The following is an 18,016-nucleotide window of genomic DNA, read 5'->3' on the forward strand; positions in this document are numbered from 1 at the left end:
TGGGCGAAACGGCGGGGACCGGCGCCGCGCCGCCGCCTACCGTGCGCCCATGACGACTGCATCCGCCCCCGCACACGAGACCCCCGTGTACGAGCTTGCCCAGGTGAACATCTCGCGGCTCAGATTCCGGCTGGACTCGGCGGAGTTGAAGGACTTCGTGGACGCCCTCGACCCGGTCAACGCGATGGCCGAGGAAGCCGACGGCTTCATATGGCGGCTGAGGACTCCGGCCGGGAACGCGACGGACGTGCCGGTGTTCGGGGACGACTGGCTGATCGTGAACCTCTCGGTGTGGCGCGACACCAATGCCCTGACCGCCTTCATGTACCAGGGGCAGCACCGTGAACTGCTCGGCAGGCGCGGTGAGTGGTTCGAGCGGGTGAAGGAGGCGATGACGGCGCTGTGGTGGGTCGAGGCCGGGCACCGCCCGACGGTGGAGGAGGCCGAGAAGGCGCTCCTCCACCTGCGGGAGCACGGTGCGACGCCCGACGTTTTCACGCTGCGCACCTCCTTCCCCGCGCCGGGCGGGGGCTGATTCAGCCGGCCGCCGCCGGCTCGTCAGCCGTACGCGCTGTGTCCGCCGCGCCCGCCGCGATCGCCGCGTCTATCTCGGCGAGGCGCTCCCGCTCCTCTGCCTCGAAGCGCTGCTGGTCGAGGGCTTCCGCTATCTCCTCGTCCTGGGTCATGAGGAGGTCCAGGCTGGAGTTCCCCATCTCGAAGACGCCCATGTCGACGTACGCCTGCTGAAGACGCGGGCCCCACAGGCCGATGTCCTTCACGCACGGCACGATGCGGCTGAAAAGCAGCTTGCGGAAGAGGTGGAGGAATTCGTTGTTCTCGGAGAGTTCCTCCGCCTCCTGCCGGGGGATGCCGAAGTTCTGCAGGACTTCGACCCCGCGCAGCCGGTCGCGCATCAAGTAGCAGCCCTCGATGACGAATTCCTCGCGCTCGCGGAGCTCCGCGTCGGACAGCTGCTTGTAGTAGTCGCGCAGGGCCATGCGCCCGAAGGCCACATGACGGGCCTCGTCCTGCATGACGTACGCGAGGATCTGCTTGGGCAGCGGCTTGTCGGTGGTGTCGCGGATCATGCCGAACGCGGCGAGGGCCAGGCCCTCGATGAGAACCTGCATGCCCAGGTACGGCATGTCCCAGCGGGAGTCGCGCAGGGTGTCGCCCAGCAGGCTCTGCAGGCTGTCGTTGACCGGGTAGAGCATCCCGATCTTGTCGTGCAGGAAGCGGCTGTAGATCTCCGCGTGCCGGGCCTCGTCCATCGTCTGCGTCGCGGAGTACAGCTTCGCGTCCAGGTCGGGCACGGACTCGACGATCCGCGCCGCGCACACCATCGCGCCCTGCTCGCCGTGCAGGAACTGGCTGAACTGCCAGGAGGAGTAGTGCCGGCGCAGCTCGCCCTTGTCCCTCTCGGTCATCTTCGCCCAGTGGCGGGTGCCGTGCAGGCTGAGCGCCTCGTCGGGGCTGCCGAGCGGGTCGTACGGGTCGACTTCCAGGCCCCAGTCGATGCGGGTGGCGCCGTCCCACTGCTTATCCTTGCCCTTCTGGTAGAGCGCCAGGAGGCGGGCCCGGCCTTCGTCGTACTCCCAGGTGAAACGGGCCGAGCCGGTGGCCGGCACCTCCCAGAGCGGGGCGGACGGGGCGTTCGTGTAGAGCTCGTGCGTCGACACTGACGACTCCCTCTCGGTGGTCCCTCTCGGTGGTTCCTCGTGGTGGCGTTTGCCGCCGTCTTCCTTGGCAGGGAAGCCAGTTGGCAGAGTCACACGGTGATAGACGACCGGTCAACAAGTCGTGCGCGAGGGATTGACTCGCTTACTGACAGGCAGTCTCATAAGAGTTGCGTGCGGCCGCCGCGGCCGCGGCCACCGCCGTACCCCCGCTCCATCTCTGCCGAATCCCTTCCGTATCCCTGCCGTATCCCTGCCGTATCCCTGCCGTATCCCCTGTGACCCGTGAGGTGCCCCCGCGATGACGACAGTGACCGAACGCGACGTACTCAGGGACGCACTCGGCCTGCTCAAGGACCGTGAGCAGGTCGCCGAGCGCCTGTTGGAGTCGTCCGCCAAGCACTCCTTCGACCCCGACACCGAACTCGACTGGGCCGCGCCGCTGGAGGAGGGCAAGTGGTTCTGGCCGCCTGAGCTCGTATCGCTCTACGACACTCCCCTGTGGCGGAAGATGTCCGAGGAGCAGCGCATGGAACTGGCCAGGCACGAGGCGGCCTCGCTGGCCTCCCTCGGCATCTGGTTCGAGATCATCCTGATGCAGCTGCTGGTCAGGCACATCTACGACAAGTCTGTGACCAGCAACCACGTGCGGTACGCGCTCACCGAGATCGCCGATGAGTGCCGGCACTCGATGATGTTCGCGAAGATGATCCAGAAGGGCGGGGCGCCCGCGTACCCCGTGCCGCGGCTCTACCACAATCTGGCGCGGCTCCTGAAGACCGTCTCGACGACGCCCGGTTCGTTCGCGGCGACACTGCTCGGCGAGGAGATTCTCGACTGGATGCAGCGCCTGACCTTCCCGGACGAGCGCGTCCAGACGCTGGTGCGCGGCGTGACGCGTATCCATGTGGTCGAGGAGGCGCGTCATGTCCGGTACGCCCGCGAGGAGTTGCGCCGCCAGATGGTGACGGCACCGGCATGGGAGCGCGAGCTCACCCGGGTCAGCTGCGGTGAGGCGGCACGGGTCTTCTCGACGTGTTTCGTGAACCCGCAGGTGTACGAGAACGTCGGGCTCGACCGCCGCGAGGCAGTCGCCCAGGTCAAGGTGAGCGGTCACCGCGCGGAGGTCATGCAGAACGGCGCCCGGCGGCTCACCGACTTCCTGGACGACATCGGAGTGCTGCAGGGCGTCGGACGCAGGCTCTGGAAGAGCTCGGGGCTGCTTGCCTGACGGTGGAGCGGGGGCCGGGGTAGGGCACAGGCTGGGGCACGGGCTGGGAGACTGGTCCGGTGAGAAGCGAGAACACGCCCTTCGTGGGCGGCCCCCTGGACGGGCGGGTGCTGCCGGTCCTCGTCGGGCCGACCGGGCACCCGCCGAAGTGGTATGAGGTGCCGGTGCCGGACGACGGAGGCGGCCCGCCGACGGTGTACGCCTACCTGCGCGTCGCCGCCGGCCACACCAGGCGGCTGGGGCTCCAGCGGGGGTGGCGGTACGAGTACGCCCCGGACGGGCGTGACCGTCACCGGCCGAGATGGCCCTGGTCGAAGCCGGACAGCACCCCATAACGGCCTGGTGCGCGATAGGGGGCGGATCAGCCCGCGGCGTCGGATGCGGTGCATCGCAAGGCGGCGGAGCGTCCTCATAGCGGAGCTATTAGGGGGTGTCCGACAATTCCCCGTGGGTCAAGGAGCGGCGTCCGGTGCGTGCGATCGCAAGGCGCCGGACAGTCCTCGTAGCGGAGCTACCAGGGCTTTTCGGCAACGCTGCCAGCGTGCGTGCCGGACGCCGCGGGGAATCGTCAGACACCCCCTCGCGCACCAGGCCGTAAGATCGGCGGTTGTGCCGGGCGTGGCCGCCGTGACCTGAGGAGCGGCCCGGCCCCGCCACGGGAACCACGGGGGGGTGCGCTGTGGAAGCGCTGCGTCAGGACGATCCGCGCCGCATCGGGCCGTACGCCGTGCTGGGGCGGCTGCGGGAGACTGCCGGCGCCGTGCAGTTCGTGGCGCGACAGGGCGACGATGCCGCTGCCGCTGCCCGCAACGGGGCTCACGACGGCGCTCTGTTCGTGGTGGCTGTGGCGCGGCCCGAGCTGGCCGGGCTGCCCGCGTTCCGCCGACGTTTCAAGGCCGAGGCACAGCTCGCCGAACGGCTGGCCGGGGGCTGGGTGCAGGCGACGCTGGATTCGTGCGCCGAGGGACCGGAGCTGTGGACGGCGAGCGCGTACGTGCCCGCGCTGGCCCTGGGCGAGGCCGTGGCGCTTGCCGGACCACTGCCCGAGCGAGCGGTGCGCGTACTCGGTGCAGCCCTCGCCGAGACCCTGTCCCGGGTGCACGCGACCGGTGCGGTACTGCACGGCCTCGCCGCCGACACCGTGCTGCTGGCCGCGGACGGGCCACGCCTTACGGCGTTCGGCGCGCTCGGCGCGGCCGCGACCGCCGAAGCGGGTCCTGAGGGTCAGCTGTCGGTGCGTCTCGGCTACCTGACCCCGGAGCAGCTGGCGGGCGAGGAACCCGGTCCCGCGTCCGACATCTTCGTGCTGGGGCTGCTGCTGGCATACGCAGCGACGGGGGCGACGCCGCTGGCGGCGGGGCCGCAGGGGGCGGCGGCCGCGGCCGAACGGATCGCGCGGGACGAACCTGAACTCGGCTCCGTCCCGCAGGAGTTGCGGGCGCTGGTGGGGCGCTGCCTGGCCAAGTCGCCCGGGGACCGGCCAGGGCCGGGGGCGGTGGCGGCGGAGCTGGCGCTGGAGGGGGCGGCGCGGATGGCCCGCGGCGGCTGGCTGCCGGGGCGGGTGACGTGGGCGCTGGAGTCGCAGGAGCGGGCGGTGGCGGTTTCTCCCGCACCCGACCAGGCCGACGCCGCCGACGTCGGGAGTGGGGTGACCCGGCGTCTGCGCCGGCCCCGGCCCGCCGCGCAGCCCCCCGCCCCGCTCCCGCCCACCTCCACACTCACGCTCGCCCGAGTCCCCGCTCCCCCGCAGCCCGCGCTACCCGCCTTGCCCGCCCTGCCCGCTTTGCCGGGCCCCCCCGCGCTCCCCGGCCCGCCCGCCGCCGCCTCCCTCGGCCCCCGCCGCCCCGCCGCGAGTCGGCGGGAGCTGTTCGCCGGGGTCGCCGCCGGGGTGGCCGGGATCGTGCTCGGCGGTGCTGGCGCGCTGGCGCTGACCGGCGGCGGAGCCGACCAGGAGCGGGCCCCGGAAGCCAGGTCCGGCGTACGCCGGAAGTCGGTCGCCGGGGTCGCACCCGATCCGCTCTGGCACTACCGGCACCGCGTCCAACTCACCGGCGACACCCCGCCCGCCCGCGTCTGGCGCGACCGGGTGCTGCTGATCCCGGGCAAGGAGCTGACCACCGGAGTGGATCTGCGTACGGGCGCCCGCCTGTGGGAGCAGGAGGCGGCCGGCACGTCGTACGCCCCCGAGGCCGCCGACGCCGACCACTGCTTCGTCATCACCCGCGACGACTTCGTGTGGCTGTCCGCCAAGGACGGGCGGATCGCGCACCGGGAACCGTACCGGCCCCTGCTGGCCGAGGGGGGCAAGGACAAGGGGGGCGAGGTCACCCTCGGCCCGAAGGTGGGCGCCGACCGGCACGTCGTCTGGTTCACCGGACGCGTCGAGCCGCCACGCGGCGCGAAGAAGAAGGAAGCGGCCGGCCGTACGTACCTCTTCGCCTACGACACGGCTGCCCGCAAGCAGCTCTGGCGGTCCGAGCTGCCCGGCGCCCGCCCGGGCTCCACACCCCGCTACACCGCCGTCGGCATCCGACCCGACGCCCTGCTCCTGCGCCAGGACTCGGACTCCGTGACGGCGGCGGAGAAAAAGAAGGCCAAGGGCAGGTCGGCGTATCTTCTCGTCGACCGCAAGAGCGGCCGGACGCTGTCACGCAGGTACTTCCCCGGCGTCCGACCGGGGGCGGGCACGACGGACGACCCCTCGGGACGGCTGTACGCGGCGGTGGACGGCGACCTGCAGGCGTTCGACACCCGCACCGGCCAAGCGCTCTGGCGGCTCAAGAACACCTCCCGACGCGGCGACGAGGCCCCCTACGGCTTCGGACGCGGCGCCGTGAGCGGCAGGACGCTGTACGTCCCCGGCGACGACAACGAGGTGTACGCCGTCGACACCGCCACCGGCGCGGCGCGATGGCGGCGCGACACCGAGTACCCGTTCCGGACCACGCCTTCGGTCGTCCTCAGCAGCACCGGCCGCACGGTGCTGGCGGTCAACTCGGTGCAGGTCACCGCGATCGGCGCGCGCGACGGGCGGCGGCTGTGGAAGTTCCAGGACGCCGGCATCCCCGCCCCGGGCGCACGGGAGACCGAGGCCTCCTACCAGACACAGACGTACGGCACCTCGGTGGCGCTGTGGCGTGGCAGCAACTTTTACGCGCTTCCGCTCGCCTGACGGGCAGCCACCGCGAGCGCGCGCCACGCCGGGGGTTCTCCGGATCGGCCCGCCACGGGTGATGGTGTTGGACCAACCCGACCAGTCACCGACTCATGGCGGCGACAGCACTGCACATCATCACCTGAAGGCCGGACCCGCTCGGCCCGCAACCGGAGGTGATGACGTGTCAGGCAGGCTCAGACTCTCCCAGTCCGTCTGTACGGTGGCCCTGGCCGCCGCCACAGTGCTCGCGGCGCTACCGGCACCGTCCCTCGCGGTTCCGGGCGCTCCCGTCCCGTCACCTCCCGCGACCGCCGCCGCCGATGGCGATGGTGATGGTGATGGCGATGGCGATGGCGCCCCGGCCGCCGACCACGCAGACTCAACCACCGAGCCCTCCTCCGATCCAGCCACCGACGGCGAGCCGGGGATCGCCGAGCTGCTGACGGAGCTCCAGAAGCTGTACCAGCGGGCCGAAGAGGCCGGTGAGGCGTACAAAGCGACGGAGGAGTCCGTCAAGGAGCAGCTCGGCGAAGTGAAGAAGGTGACCGCGGGACTGTCGAAGGCCCGGGACGCGCTCGCCGAGAGCCGGAGCGCGGCTGGGCAGCTGGCGCGCGAGCAGTACCAGGGCAGGACCGAACTCTCCTCCTACCTGCGGCTGCTGCTGTCGCGGGACCCGCAGACCGCGCTCGCCCAGGGCCACGTGCTCCAGCGGGCCGCCGCCGACCGGGCGGAGTCGATCGCGCGGCTGGCGGGCGGTGAGCGGCGGGCGGGTCAGCTGGCGACGCGGGAGCGGCGCGCGCTCGAACGGCGGCAGGTCCTCGCCGCGCAGCAGAGGAAGCAACGCGACACGGTCACCGCACGGCTGCGGGAGGTCGAGGAGATGCTGGCGTCGCTGACAGCGGACCAGCTCGCGGACCTGGCGCGGCTGGAGCAGCAGAACACCGAGGGCGCACAGCGCGACCTGCTCACCTCCGGGGCACTCGGCAGCCCCGGCTCCGCGCCGACGCGGGCGCCGTCGCGGCTGGGGGGCCAGGCGGTGGCGTACGCCGTCCGGCAGATCGGGAAGCCGTACGTGTGGGGGGCGGAGGGGCCCGGGTCCTTCGACTGCTCGGGGCTCACCTCGCGGGCGTGGGCGCAAGCGGGCCGGGAGATCCCACGGACGAGCCAGGAGCAGTGGCGGCAGCTGCCGAAGGTGTCGTTGCGGGCGCTGCGGCCGGGCGACCTGGTGGTGTACTTCCCCAAGGCGACGCATGTGGCGATCTACCTGGGCGAGGGGCTGGTCGTGCAGGCCCCGCGGCCCGGAGCGCGAGTGAAGGTCTCGCCGATCGCGGCGAATCCGCTGCTGGGCGCGGTCCGCCCCGACCCGCTGCAGGGGCCGCTGGCGTTCTACACCCCGCCGAAGCTGCCACGCGGGGCACAGGACGGGGCGGACGCGGGGTACGGGGCGGAGGGAGCGCCGGGGGCGGAGCCGGGGGCGTGAGCCGGGGGCGTGAGCCGGGGGCGTGAGCCGGGGGCGTGAGCCGGGGGCGTGAGCCGGGGGCGTGAGCTTGCGCCCACGCGCCCCGGGCCCCTGCTGCCGGCCGGTCCTAGACGGCGGCCTCGGCCAGGTACGCGTTCGTCTTCTCCGGATCGTAGAAGAAGTTCTCGAAGTCCGCCGGGTTGTCGAAGCCGTTCGCGAACCGGTTCGCGACCGGCGGCAGCGAGCCGGCCGCGCCGATCAGGTTCAGGACGTGCTCCGGGGGGACGCCCAGCATCGCGTTCGTCCACTTGGTGACGTGCTGCGCGGTGTCCCAGTAGCGGTCGAAGGTGGACCGCATCCACGCCTCGTCGAAGGCCGCGTCACCGTGCGAGGTGATGGATTCGAGGTACGAAGCGGCGCACTTGGCAGCCGAGTTGGAGCCCTGGCCCGTCACCGGGTCGTTGGCGACGACCACGTCCGCCACGCCCAGGACCAGGCCGCCGCCGGGCAGCCGGCCGACGGGGTTGCGGACCGTGGGGGCGTACTGCCCGGCCAGTGTCCCGTTCGCGTCCGTCAGCTCGACCTTCGTCGCGCGGGCGTACTCCCACGGCAGGAACTTCTCCATCAGCTCCAGCGTGAGTGACAGGTGCTCGGAGGGGTCCTTGACGCCCTTGAACGCGTCCACGGGACCACCCGGGACGCCCTCCCAGAAGAGGATGTCCGCGCGGCCCGAGATGGTGAGGGTCGGCATCACGAACAGCTCGCCGACGCCCGGGACCAGGTTGCAGCGAACCGCGTCGAAGTCCGGGTGCTCGGGGCGCGGGCCGAGCCCGTGGACGTACGCGACGGCCAGGGCGCGCTGCGGGGCGTCGTACGGCGAACGGGACGCGTCGCGGCCGAACATCGAGACCAGCTCGCCCTTGCCCGCCGACACCATGACCAGGTCGTACGTGCGCGAGAAGTAGTCGAGGTCGGAGACGGCCGCGCCGTGGATGACGAGCTGACCGCCGCGCTGCGCGAACGTCTCCATCCAGCCCGCCATCTTCACGCGCTGGTCGACGGACTGGGCGTAACCGTCCAGCTTGCCGACCCAGTCGACGGCGCGGGAGGAGTCCGGTGCGGCGACGGACACGCCGACGCCCTGGATGCGCGGCGCCTGCGACTCCCAGAAGTTGATCTGCAGGTCGCGCTCGTGCTGGAGGGCGGTGTCGAACATGCACTGTGTGGACATGACCCGGCCGGACCGGATCTCGTCCGCCGTGCGGTTCGACATCAGGGTGACCTCGTACCCGCGGGTCTGGAGGCCGAGGGCGAGCTGGAGCCCGGACTGGCCGGCTCCGACGATGAGTATCTTCCGCATGGCGGGTTCTCCGTTTGCGTAGCTGTTCGGGGGTACGGCGCCAGGGCCTGTCCAGTGGATCAGGGTCGGGCAGCGACCCCGGCGATGATCCGCCGGACAGGCCCTAGTCAGGCGTGACGGCGAGCGCGTGGCCGACGAGGGCGAGCAGCGACTCGACCACCGTGATCCGGTTGCGCGCGTCCATGATCACAACCGGTACCCGCGGGGGTACGGTCAGGGCTTCCCTGACGTCCTCGGCCTCGTAGGCCGCCGTTCCCTCGAAGTGGTTGACGGCGACGATGTACGGCAGCCCGCAGCTCTCGAAGTAGTCGAGCGCGGGGAAACAGTCGGACAGGCGCCGGGTGTCGGCCATGACGATCGCGCCGATCGCGCCGCGCACCAGGTCGTCCCACATGAACCAGAAACGCTGCTGGCCGGGCGTACCGAAGACGTACAGCACGAGGTCGTCGTCGAGGGTGACGCGGCCGAAGTCCATGGCGACGGTCGTGCTGATCTTGTCGGGTGTGGAGGAGAGGTCGTCGGTCTCCTCGCTCGCCGTGGTCATCAGCGCTTCGGTCTTGAGCGGGGTGATCTCGGAGACCGAACCGACGAAGGTCGTCTTGCCGACGCCGAAGCCGCCCGCGACCACGATCTTCGTGGCTATGGGGGCCCGGGTGCGGTCGGTCTGCCAGGCCTGAGCGCCCTCGTCCGCCTCGGACGGCAGAGCGGGCTCGGACGGCAGAGCAGGTTCGGACGGCAGAGCAGGTTCGGACGGCAGAGCAGGTTCGGACGGCAGAGCGGGTTCGGACGGCGGGACCTGGGGGGCCTGCGGCCGGGCCGGCGCCTCGGGCGGGGCTGCGTGCCCGGTGGTACGGGCAGGGAAGGTCTCAGAGACGGCGGAGTCCACCAAGCACCCTTTCGAGCAAAGCGCGGTTGGGCTGGCCCGGGGCGTGCCCGGTCCCGTACACACGGATCTTTCCCTGGTCGGCGAGGTCGCTGAGCAGCACGCGGACCACGCCGAGCGGCATCTTCAGCAGCGCGGAGACCTCGGCGACCGTGCGCATGCGGCGGCACAGTTCGACGATGGCGCGCATCTCCGGCATGACGCGGGTCTGCAGCCCGCCGTTGGTCAGTTCGCGTCGCTCCTCGGGTGCGTCGAGCGCCGCGACGAAGGTCTCGACGAGCAGGACGTGTGTGAAACGGGTGCGGCCGCCGGTGAGCGAGTACGGGCGTACGCGAGCGGGCCTGCGGCCTTCGCCGCGTACGGGAAGTTTGGCGGTGAGGGACGGGCTCACTGGGCGCTCTCCATCGATTTGCGCAGCTCGCTGCGGAGTTCGGGGGTGAGGACGTGGCCGGCCCGGCCGACGAAGAGCGCCATGTGGTACGCCACGACGCTCATGTCGCAGTCCGGCGCGCCGTGCACGCCGAGCAGGGAGCCGTCGCTGATCGCCGAGATGAAGACGCTGCCCGCCTCCATCGCGATCATCGTCTGCTTGACGTCGCCGCTGTCCATGAGTTTCGCCGCGCCCTGGGTGAGGCTGGCGACGCCGGAGACGATGGTCGCCAGGTCTGCGCTGGAACCCTTCGGGCCGTCGCTGCGGGCGGGCGAGTGTTCGGCCGGGCCGAGGTTTCGCTCGGGGTCGGAGGACAGCAGGAGCAGCCCGTCGGACGACACGACGGCGACCGAGAGGAGTCCCGGCACCTCTTCGACGAGATTGCTCAACAGCCAATGGAGATTACGGGCCTGGCTACTCAGCCCGAACGTGCTGGACGCAGTCAACTGCGTGCCTCCTCAACGGTGTCCCCCTCGGTCTCTGGACGGTCCCCGCTGCCTGCGTTGTCTGCGTGGTCTGCGTTGCGCGTGCTGCCTGAGCCGCCGTCCGAGCGGTCCGAGCCGTCTGCGAGCTCTGCTTCTACGTCGCGACGGCCCTTGACGGAGCCCTGGTGGAAGCCGCCGAGCCTGCGACGCAGCGCCTCGGCGTCGACGCTGCCCGAGTGCTCCTTGGCCTGCTCGGGGCCCGACTGCACGATCTTGGGGGTCCGCTTGGGCAGCCCCTTGTCGGTGACGGGCTCCACCTCGGTCCGCGCGAGGACGGCCGGGTCGGCGGCTCCGGCTGCTCCAACCGCCCCGCCGCCGGGTTCGGCCGGGGCCTCGGCGGGCTGCCTGGGCAGGCGCATGGTGCGGGTCGGCTCGTCGAGCGGTGCGTCGTCGGCCGGCGCCACGGTGTTCGAAGCCACGGCGTCCGCGTGCCCGTCTGCGGCCCGCTCATGCGTGTCGGGGCCGATGTCGTACGGCCCGGGCTTCCCGGCCTCGGCGCGCAGCGTCCGCTCGGCCGCGACGACCAGCGGATCCGGCCCGGCGTCCGGTGCCCCGCGACCCGGCAGCGCGTTGGAGTTGGCCTCGGCCACCGACCCCGGCAGGTTCAGCGTGGGCGCGTCCCCGGCCACCAGCACCGGCGGCGGAGTGGCGTTGGGCGGCGCGGACGGCAGCAGCGCGTCGGGCAGGACGACGACCGCGGCGACCCCGCCCTGCTTCTGCTCCCGCAGCGTCACCCGTACGCCGTGGCGCGCGGCCAGCAGCGCCGCGACGTGCAGGCCGATGCCGCCGTCGGCGCCGTCCCCCGGCTCGTACGATGCGGGGTCGCCGAGCCGGGCGTTCAGCTCGGTGACGCGCTCCGAGGCCATGCCGATGCCCTCGTCCTGCACCGAGAGCATGACTTCGCCGCTCTCCAACAGCCAACCGGAGAGCTGCACCTGGGCGTCCGGCGGGGAGAAGGAGGTCGCGTTCTCCAGCAGCTCCGCGAGCAGGTGGCTGAGGTCGTTGGCGGCGAAACCCGCGATCTGGGCGTGCGGCGGGATCGACTGGATGGCCACCCGCTCGTACCGCTCGATCTCGCTGACGGCCGCCCGCAGTACGTCGACGAGCGGCACCGGGCCCTGCTGGCCCTGACCGTGCTCGGTTCCGGCGAGGACCAGCAGGTTCTCACCGTGGCGGCGTATGACGGTCGCCATGTGGTCGAGCTTGAAGAGGGTCGACAGGCGCTCGGGGTCCTGCTCCCGCTCCTCCAGGCTCTCGATGACACCGAGCTGGCGCTCGACGACGCTGAGCGTGCGCAGGGAGAGGTTGACGAAGGTGGAGTGGACGGCGTGGCGCATCCGCTCCAGCTGGGCGGCCGACTCGGCGACGCGCGCCTGGAGTTCGGCGCGTTCAGCGGCGAGTGTCTCGCGCTGGCCGATCAGGTGCGTACGGTCACCGGCGAGCTTGCGGGCGCGGGCACCGGCCTCGGCGAGCCTGCCGTGCAGCGTGTTGAGGGACCGTACGACCTGGGCGAACTCGTCGTTGCGGCCGGTGAAGCGGACCGGCTCCGGCGGCTCGGGTGCCTCGCCGCCCGCGGTCTGCGGTTCGGCGGCCAGCCGGGCGGCGCCGAGCCGCAGTACGGCCAGCGGGCGGGTGAGGGTGCGGGCGACGGCGGTGCTGACGCCGACGGCGAACAGCAGGCAGGCGCCCGCGACGGCGATGCGGATCTCCAGCGCCGTGACGTCGTCGTCGCGCAGCTGCGAGAGCCGCTGGACCTGCGCGGAGCCGAGGGAGGACTCGACGCCACGCATCAGGTCGATACGCGCGGAGAGCGCCGCCTCGGCCTTCGCGGGATCGGTCCTGCGCTCGGAGTCGGAGAGCGTCGGCTGGTCGGTGAGGCGCGCGAGGTACTGCTCGGCAGTCCTGACCTCGTGGCCGGTGACGGTGGCCCGGAGCGACTCACGGGCGGCCGATCCCGCTGCCTGGTCGAAGTCGGCGAGCGCGGCGAGTTCGCGCACCCGGGAACGCTGGGCGGCGGCGCCCAGCTCATCGCGCGCGCGGGCGTCCGGGGAGTCAGGGTCCTCCTCGACGGGGACGAGGAGCCCGGTGACGGGGTCGACGCGGCTGCCGGGGTTCTCGCGCGGCACGGACAGCGCGGCGAGCAGCAGTCCGCGGGTCGCGGCGGCCTGCTCGACGGCGTGACCGAGCGCGAGGGGTGCCCGGGTGGCCTGGGCGGCGCGCGGCGGCGTCCTGTCGGCCAGCTCACCGGACAGGTCCTGGAGCTTCTCGATCGCCCCGGTGTACGCCTTGTGGGCCTCCAGCGGGGTGCCCTTGCCGGTCAGGGCGGCGCGGCGGATGCCGGGGATCGCGGCGAGGTCGCGGCGCAGTGCCGCCGGGGCGACGGCCTCGATCTCGTCCATCTGCCGGTCGACACGGGCGCTGCGGCTCTCCGAGAGCCCCTTGCCGTCGCCGCTGCCCTTGCCGCCGCGTCCGGCCGCGATGTACGCGGTGACGTCGTCGCGTTCGTCGGCGAGGGAGTGGGCGAGGGTGACCGCCTGCCGGTTCAGCTCGGCGAGGGTGACCAGGCGCTGGGACTCGGAGAGTTCCGAGGACGCGCTGAGGACGGCGGGCGCACCCGCGGCGAGCACGGTGACGCCGACGGCGGCCACTCCGGCGACGAGCCGGCTGCGTACTCGGACAGCCCGTCCGGCCTGGCCTGCCTGCCTGGCCTGCCCGGTCGCTTCGGCCCCCTCGGTCCGCTCGCCGTTACCGCTACCGCTGCCGCCCCGAGGCCGCTTTTTCTGCACCGGTGCTCGCATTCTTGTTCTTGCTTGACTCGTCTGCTCACGTGGCCGAGGTGACGACTGGTCACCTGAACGAGCGCCTCGCCCCCAACGGCCCCTGAATGGCTTCTGACCATTCCAGCGCTTTTGGGAAGAAGACGCGCATCACCAGCTCCGCCACCCGAACGAGTGAACAGCACTTCGGAGTTGGCGAACAACTTCCGATACGGCCCGCCCGAGGACCTCGCGGCCACCGGCTGGAAGTTCCGCCCGGGCTTTGGCAGGATGTGCCCCCGCAGCGTCACGGAGTGTGTCATTTCACCCATAAACCCGGCCTCTCGGCTGCTGGTACGGGCCAACTCGACCGCACCGGGGCGCCGTCGGACGGCCGTGCGGACGCCGTGCGGATCCCGTGCAGACTTGGCCCCATGCGCACCGAAGTGGCCACGGCCCCCGGCGACCCCGAACGCCCCAATGAGGACTGGGCGTCCGTCGCCCTGCCTGCCGACGGCCAGGGCGGAACGCTCGTACTACTGGACGGGGTGACACCGCCGGCGGGTGGCGACGGGTGCGTGCACACGGTCAGCTGGTTCACGGCGAGGCTGGGCGGCGCACTGATCGAATTGTCCGCTTCGCGGCGGGATGTGACGCTCGGCGAGATCCTGGCGCAGGCCATCGCCCGGACCGCCGACGCACACCGATCGACGTGTGACCTTTCTCACGTTCGCACACCTCAGGCAACCGTCGTCCTGGCGCGTTGGGGCGCGGAGGCGGTCGAGCACCTCGTGCTGTCGGACTCCGCACTGCTCCTGGAGTCCCCCGAGGGCGCGGTGCGCGCGGTGCTCGACGACCGACTCGATCTGATCCCGCGCGAGACGCTGTCCTCCCTCGCGGCGACGGACGCCCTGCGCAACGCCGAGGGCGGCTTCTTCACCGCGGCGGCGGATCCGGCCGTGGCTGCGCGGGCCGTGACGGGGTCGACCGCGCGGTCGGACGTACGGGCGCTGGCGGCGCTGAGCGACGGGGCGACGCGGTGGGTGGACATGTTCGCGGCGGGCGACTGGGCGGACTGCGTGGGCGTGCTGCGCAAGGAGGGGGCACGGGGGCTCATCGAGCGCGTCCGGTCGCTGGAGGCGGATGGGGGTGTGGGGGCGGCGCCGCTGCTTCGGCGCTGGAAGCGCCACGATGACGCAGCGGTGGTCTGGGCGGAGCTTTGAGCGGGCGGCGCCTGGAGCGGGGGCGCGGTGAGCGGGGGGCGGGGAGCGGGGAGCGGGGAGCGGGGGCGCGGCTGCCCTGCGGGGCTGTTCCCCTGCCCGCCCCTTCCCGAACCGGGGCAAGCCCCGGGCCCCGGACGCTCCGCGGGCGTGTCCTCAATCTCCCCCATGGCCTGAGGGGCACGGGAGGGGCCCCCTCGACGAGCTTGAAGTGGCCCACATCGCGGGGTTGGGGGCGGCGCCCCCCCGAAAGGGCCGGCGTCAGCCCTCCGCCCGCGTGTTCAGCTGGTGCAGCAGCCGCGCCAGTTCCGCCACTTCGCCCCGGTCCCAGCCCGCCAGCTTCCGCCTGTACCGCGCCCGCCGGGCATCCCGCACCTGCCGGAAGCGCGCCCGGCCCTCCCCCGTGAGCGCCACGAGCGACGCGCGACCGTCCGCCGGGTCCGGCTCCCGTACCACCAGGCCGAGTTCCTCCAGCGCGCGCAGTTGCCGGCTCATCGTCGCCTTGCCGACGCCGAACCACGCCGCCAGCTCCGTCGCCCGCTGCCGGTCCACCTCGTCGAGCCGTACGAGCAGTCCGTACGCCGCCGGTTCCAGCTCCGGGTGCACCTCGCGCGCCATGTCTCCGGAGGAGGCGCGGGCCCGGCGCAGAAACAGCGCCAGTTCACGCTCCAGAGCGAGAAATTCGTGGTCCACGCTCTCCGCTTCCGGGGCGCACGCGTCGTCCGCCCGTCTGCTTGCGTGCACGTCAGGAGTCATCTCGCCAGTATTTCAGCCGCGCGCCCTCCCCCACGCCGCCCTACGCCGCCACCGGCACCGCCACCTCCGCCGGGGCCAGCGCGATCTCCAGGACCTGGCGGACGTCGGTCACCGGGTGGATCTCCAGCTTGTCGAGGATCTCGTCCGGTACGTCGTCCAGGTCGGCCTCGTTCCGCTTCGGGATCACGACCGTCGTCGTACCCGCCCGGTGGGCCGCGAGCAGCTTCTGCTTCAGCCCGCCGATCGGCAGGACGCGCCCGGTCAGGGACACCTCGCCCGTCATCGCCACGTCCGTACGCACCTGCCTGCCGGACAGGAGTGAGGCGAGCGCCGTCGTCATCGTGATGCCGGCGCTCGGGCCGTCCTTGGGGACCGCACCCGCGGGGAAGTGGATGTGTACGCCCCGGTCCTTGAGGTCCGCTACCGGAAGCTCCAGTTCCGCTCCGTGCGAGCGCAGGAACGAGAGCGCGATCTGGGCGGACTCCTTCATGACGTCGCCGAGCTGGCCCGTGAGCGTCAGCCCCGCTCCGCCCGTCTCCTCGTCGGCCAGTGACGCCTCGACGAACAGCACGTCACCGCCCGCGCCCGTGACCGCGAGCCCGGTGGCCACGCCCGGCACCGCCGTGCGGCGCTCGGCCGGGTCCTGAGCGGACTCGGGAACGTGGTGCGGCCTTCCGATCAGCCCGCGCAGATCCTGGTCCCCGACCGTGAACGGCAGCTTCCGCTCGCCCAGTTCGTGCTCGGCGGCCACCTTGCGCAGCAGGCGCGCCACGGAACGCTCCAGGTTCCGTACGCCCGCCTCCCGGGTGTACTCGCCGGCGAGCTTGCGCAGCGCCGAGTCGTCCAGGGTCACCTCACCGGGCTCCAGGCCGGCCCGCTCCAGCTGGCGCGGCAGCAGGTGGTCGCGGGCGATGACGACCTTCTCGTCCTCGGTGTAGCCGTCGAGCCGCACCAGTTCCATGCGGTCGAGCAGCGCCTCCGGGATGGCTTCCAGGACGTTCGCGGTGGCGAGGAAGACGACGTCGCTCAGGTCGAGTTCGACCTCCAGGTAGTGGTCGCGGAAGGTGTGGTTCTGCGCGGGGTCGAGGACTTCGAGCAGCGCTGCGGCCGGGTCGCCGCGGAAGTCGGAGCCGACCTTGTCGATCTCGTCGAGCAGGACGACGGGGTTCATCGACCCGGCTTCCTTGATCGCGCGCACGATGCGTCCCGGCAGGGCGCCGACGTACGTACGCCGGTGTCCGCGGATCTCCGCCTCGTCGCGTACGCCGCCGAGCGCGACCCGTACGAACTCGCGGCCCATCGCGTGCGCGACGGACTGGCCGAGCGAGGTCTTTCCGACACCGGGCGGCCCGACCAGGGCCAGCACCGCGCCGCCGCGACGGCCGCCGACGACACCGAGGCCGCGGCCCGCGCGGCGCTTGCGCACCGCGAGGTACTCGGTGATGCGCTCCTTCACGTCGTCCAGGCCCGCGTGCTCGGCGTCCAGGACGGCCTTGGCGCCCCGGATGTCGTACTGGTCCTCGGTCCTTTCGTTCCAGGGCAGTTCGAGCACGGTGTCGAGCCAGGTGCGAATCCACGACCCCTCGGGCGACTGGTCGGAGGACCGCTCCAGCTTGTCGACCTCCTTGAGTGCGGCCTCGCGCACCTTCTCGGGGAGGTCGGCGGCCTCGACGCGGGTGCGGTAGTCGTCGGACTCGTCCTCGGCGCCGTCCTGGCCGTTGATCTCCCGCAGTTCCTTGCGTACGGCGTCGAGCTGGCGGCGCAGCAGGAACTCCCGCTGCTGCTTGTCCACGCCGTCCTGCACGTCCTTGGCGATGGACTCGGCCACGTCCTGCTCCGCCAGGTGCTCACTCAGCCACTTCACGGCGAGTCCCAGTCGGACCACCGGGTCAGCGGTCTCCAGGAGTTCCACCTTCTGCCCGGTGGTGAGGAAGGGCGAGTACCCGGAGTTGTCGGCGAGGGCGGAGACGCCGTCGATCTGCTGCACGCGGTCCACGACCTGCCAGGCCCCCCGCTTCTTGAGCCAGCTGGTGGCCAGCGCCTTGTACTCCCTGACCAGCTCGGCGACCGAGCCCGGAAGCGGGTCGGGCAGCGTCTCCTCGACGCGGGTGCCCTCGACCCAGAGCGCGGCCCCGGGGCCGGTGGTGCCGGCCCCGATCCTGACCCGGCTCCGGCCGCGGATCAGGGCGCCGGGGTCGCCGTCGGAGAGCCGCCCGACCTGTTCGACGGTGCCGAGGACGCCGGTGGCGGCGTACGTACCGTCGATGCGCGGAACGAGCAGGACCTCCGGCTTGTTGCCACCGGAACGGACGGCGGCCTGAGCGGCCTCCACCGCGGCACGCACGTCAGCGTCGGACAGGTCCAGGGGCACCACCATTCCCGGCAGCACTACCTCGTCGTCGAGCGGCAGCACGGGCAGGGTGAGCGGGTGGGACGTCGATGCCATGATCTCCCCTTCGGCAGTCAAGTTGAGCTATGTGGACTCAATGCTTGTGAGCGACCGAATGTTCCCGGCGCGGGCGCGTACGGCGTTCGCTGTGAGCGATCACCGTTCGGGAGGGTGAAGCGGCGAGGTGGCGGGGGCGGCGGGCGGTGCGGGGGCG

At 72.2% G+C, this 18,016-nt stretch carries 14 protein-coding genes; 6 read left to right on the forward strand and 8 right to left on the reverse strand.

What is annotated here, in order from left to right; translation table 11 throughout:
• Positions 1-49 precede the first annotated feature (49 nt).
• Positions 50-535 carry a DUF3291 domain-containing protein gene (locus ACU6WZ_RS07550; RefSeq protein ID WP_447032345.1) on the forward strand — a complete coding sequence of 162 codons (486 nt, stop codon included), beginning with the start codon at positions 50-52 and terminating at the stop codon, positions 533-535.
• Position 536: 1 nt separating this feature from the next.
• On the opposite strand, the gene ACU6WZ_RS07555 is transcribed toward ACU6WZ_RS07550, so the two are convergent.
• Positions 537-1,679, reverse strand: a complete 1,143-nt coding sequence (locus tag ACU6WZ_RS07555) for a ferritin-like domain-containing protein (RefSeq protein WP_447032346.1) — start codon at positions 1,677-1,679, stop codon at positions 537-539.
• A 298-nt stretch (positions 1,680-1,977) separates the two neighbouring features.
• Between ACU6WZ_RS07555 and ACU6WZ_RS07560 the strand changes: the two genes are divergently transcribed.
• From ACU6WZ_RS07560 to ACU6WZ_RS07575, 4 genes are all read left to right on the forward strand, one after another.
• On the forward strand, positions 1,978-2,907 hold the full coding sequence (locus ACU6WZ_RS07560; RefSeq protein WP_447032347.1) for an AurF N-oxygenase family protein: 930 nt from the start codon (positions 1,978-1,980) through the stop codon (positions 2,905-2,907).
• Between the two features lie 59 nt (positions 2,908-2,966).
• Positions 2,967-3,242, forward strand: coding sequence for a DUF8847 domain-containing protein (locus ACU6WZ_RS07565; RefSeq protein ID WP_447032348.1), 276 nt, complete (start codon positions 2,967-2,969; stop codon positions 3,240-3,242).
• A 344-nt stretch (positions 3,243-3,586) separates the two neighbouring features.
• Entirely contained in the window at positions 3,587-6,079 is a 2,493-nt protein-coding gene (locus ACU6WZ_RS07570; protein ID WP_447032349.1) for an outer membrane protein assembly factor BamB family protein, read from the forward strand.
• A gap of 166 nt (positions 6,080-6,245) precedes the next feature.
• Positions 6,246-7,544: a C40 family peptidase gene (locus ACU6WZ_RS07575; RefSeq protein WP_447032350.1), complete on the forward strand. Its 1,299-nt coding sequence runs from the start codon at positions 6,246-6,248 to the stop codon at positions 7,542-7,544.
• Positions 7,545-7,650: 106 nt separating this feature from the next.
• Here the strand turns inward: ACU6WZ_RS07575 and ACU6WZ_RS07580 are convergent, their stop codons facing one another.
• The 5 genes from ACU6WZ_RS07580 to ACU6WZ_RS07600 all read right to left on the reverse strand — a co-directional run bounded on the left by ACU6WZ_RS07580 (position 7,651) and on the right by ACU6WZ_RS07600 (position 13,479).
• Entirely contained in the window at positions 7,651-8,883 is a 1,233-nt protein-coding gene (locus ACU6WZ_RS07580) for a styrene monooxygenase/indole monooxygenase family protein (RefSeq protein ID WP_447032351.1), read from the reverse strand.
• A 103-nt stretch (positions 8,884-8,986) separates the two neighbouring features.
• Positions 8,987-9,622, reverse strand: coding sequence for a GTP-binding protein (locus ACU6WZ_RS07585; RefSeq protein ID WP_447033914.1), 636 nt, complete (start codon positions 9,620-9,622; stop codon positions 8,987-8,989).
• Positions 9,623-9,749: 127 nt separating this feature from the next.
• A complete protein-coding gene (locus tag ACU6WZ_RS07590; RefSeq protein ID WP_447032352.1) occupies positions 9,750-10,157 on the reverse strand; it encodes a DUF742 domain-containing protein in 408 nt (135 codons plus the stop codon).
• The gene (locus tag ACU6WZ_RS07595) at positions 10,154-10,642 is read right to left on the reverse strand and encodes a roadblock/LC7 domain-containing protein (protein ID WP_447032353.1); all 489 of its coding nucleotides are present in this window, start codon (positions 10,640-10,642) and stop codon (positions 10,154-10,156) included. The genes ACU6WZ_RS07590 and ACU6WZ_RS07595 overlap by 4 nt, the downstream gene beginning before the upstream one ends.
• The gene (locus ACU6WZ_RS07600; RefSeq protein WP_447032354.1) at positions 10,639-13,479 is read right to left on the reverse strand and encodes a sensor histidine kinase; all 2,841 of its coding nucleotides are present in this window, start codon (positions 13,477-13,479) and stop codon (positions 10,639-10,641) included. The genes ACU6WZ_RS07595 and ACU6WZ_RS07600 overlap by 4 nt, the downstream gene beginning before the upstream one ends.
• A gap of 392 nt (positions 13,480-13,871) precedes the next feature.
• Here ACU6WZ_RS07600 and ACU6WZ_RS07605 point away from each other — a divergent pair, with 392 nt between their 5' ends.
• Positions 13,872-14,660, forward strand: coding sequence for a hypothetical protein (locus ACU6WZ_RS07605; protein ID WP_447032355.1), 789 nt, complete (start codon positions 13,872-13,874; stop codon positions 14,658-14,660).
• A gap of 258 nt (positions 14,661-14,918) precedes the next feature.
• On the opposite strand, the gene ACU6WZ_RS07610 is transcribed toward ACU6WZ_RS07605, so the two are convergent.
• Entirely contained in the window at positions 14,919-15,413 is a 495-nt protein-coding gene (locus ACU6WZ_RS07610; protein ID WP_447032356.1) for a MarR family winged helix-turn-helix transcriptional regulator, read from the reverse strand.
• Positions 15,414-15,453: 40 nt separating this feature from the next.
• Positions 15,454-17,859, reverse strand: a complete 2,406-nt coding sequence (gene lon, locus ACU6WZ_RS07615) for an endopeptidase La (protein ID WP_447032357.1) — start codon at positions 17,857-17,859, stop codon at positions 15,454-15,456.
• Positions 17,860-18,016 lie beyond the last annotated feature (157 nt).

The sequence above is a fragment of the Streptomyces hypolithicus genome, from assembly GCF_052934925.1.

Excerpts from the sequence above, each read along its gene's own strand:
- ACU6WZ_RS07550 (WP_447032345.1), top strand. The coding sequence starts at position 50 with ATGACGACTGCATCCGCCCCCGCACACGAGACCCCCGTGTACGAGCTT.
- ACU6WZ_RS07560 (WP_447032347.1), top strand. The coding sequence starts at position 1,978 with ATGACGACAGTGACCGAACGCGACGTACTCAGGGACGCACTCGGCCTG.
- ACU6WZ_RS07580 (WP_447032351.1), bottom strand. The coding sequence starts at position 8,883 with ATGCGGAAGATACTCATCGTCGGAGCCGGCCAGTCCGGGCTCCAGCTC.
- ACU6WZ_RS07600 (WP_447032354.1), bottom strand. The coding sequence starts at position 13,479 with ATGCGAGCACCGGTGCAGAAAAAGCGGCCTCGGGGCGGCAGCGGTAGC.
- ACU6WZ_RS07605 (WP_447032355.1), top strand. The coding sequence starts at position 13,872 with ATGCGCACCGAAGTGGCCACGGCCCCCGGCGACCCCGAACGCCCCAAT.
- ACU6WZ_RS07610 (WP_447032356.1), bottom strand. The coding sequence starts at position 15,413 with ATGACTCCTGACGTGCACGCAAGCAGACGGGCGGACGACGCGTGCGCC.
- lon (WP_447032357.1), bottom strand. The coding sequence starts at position 17,859 with ATGGCATCGACGTCCCACCCGCTCACCCTGCCCGTGCTGCCGCTCGAC.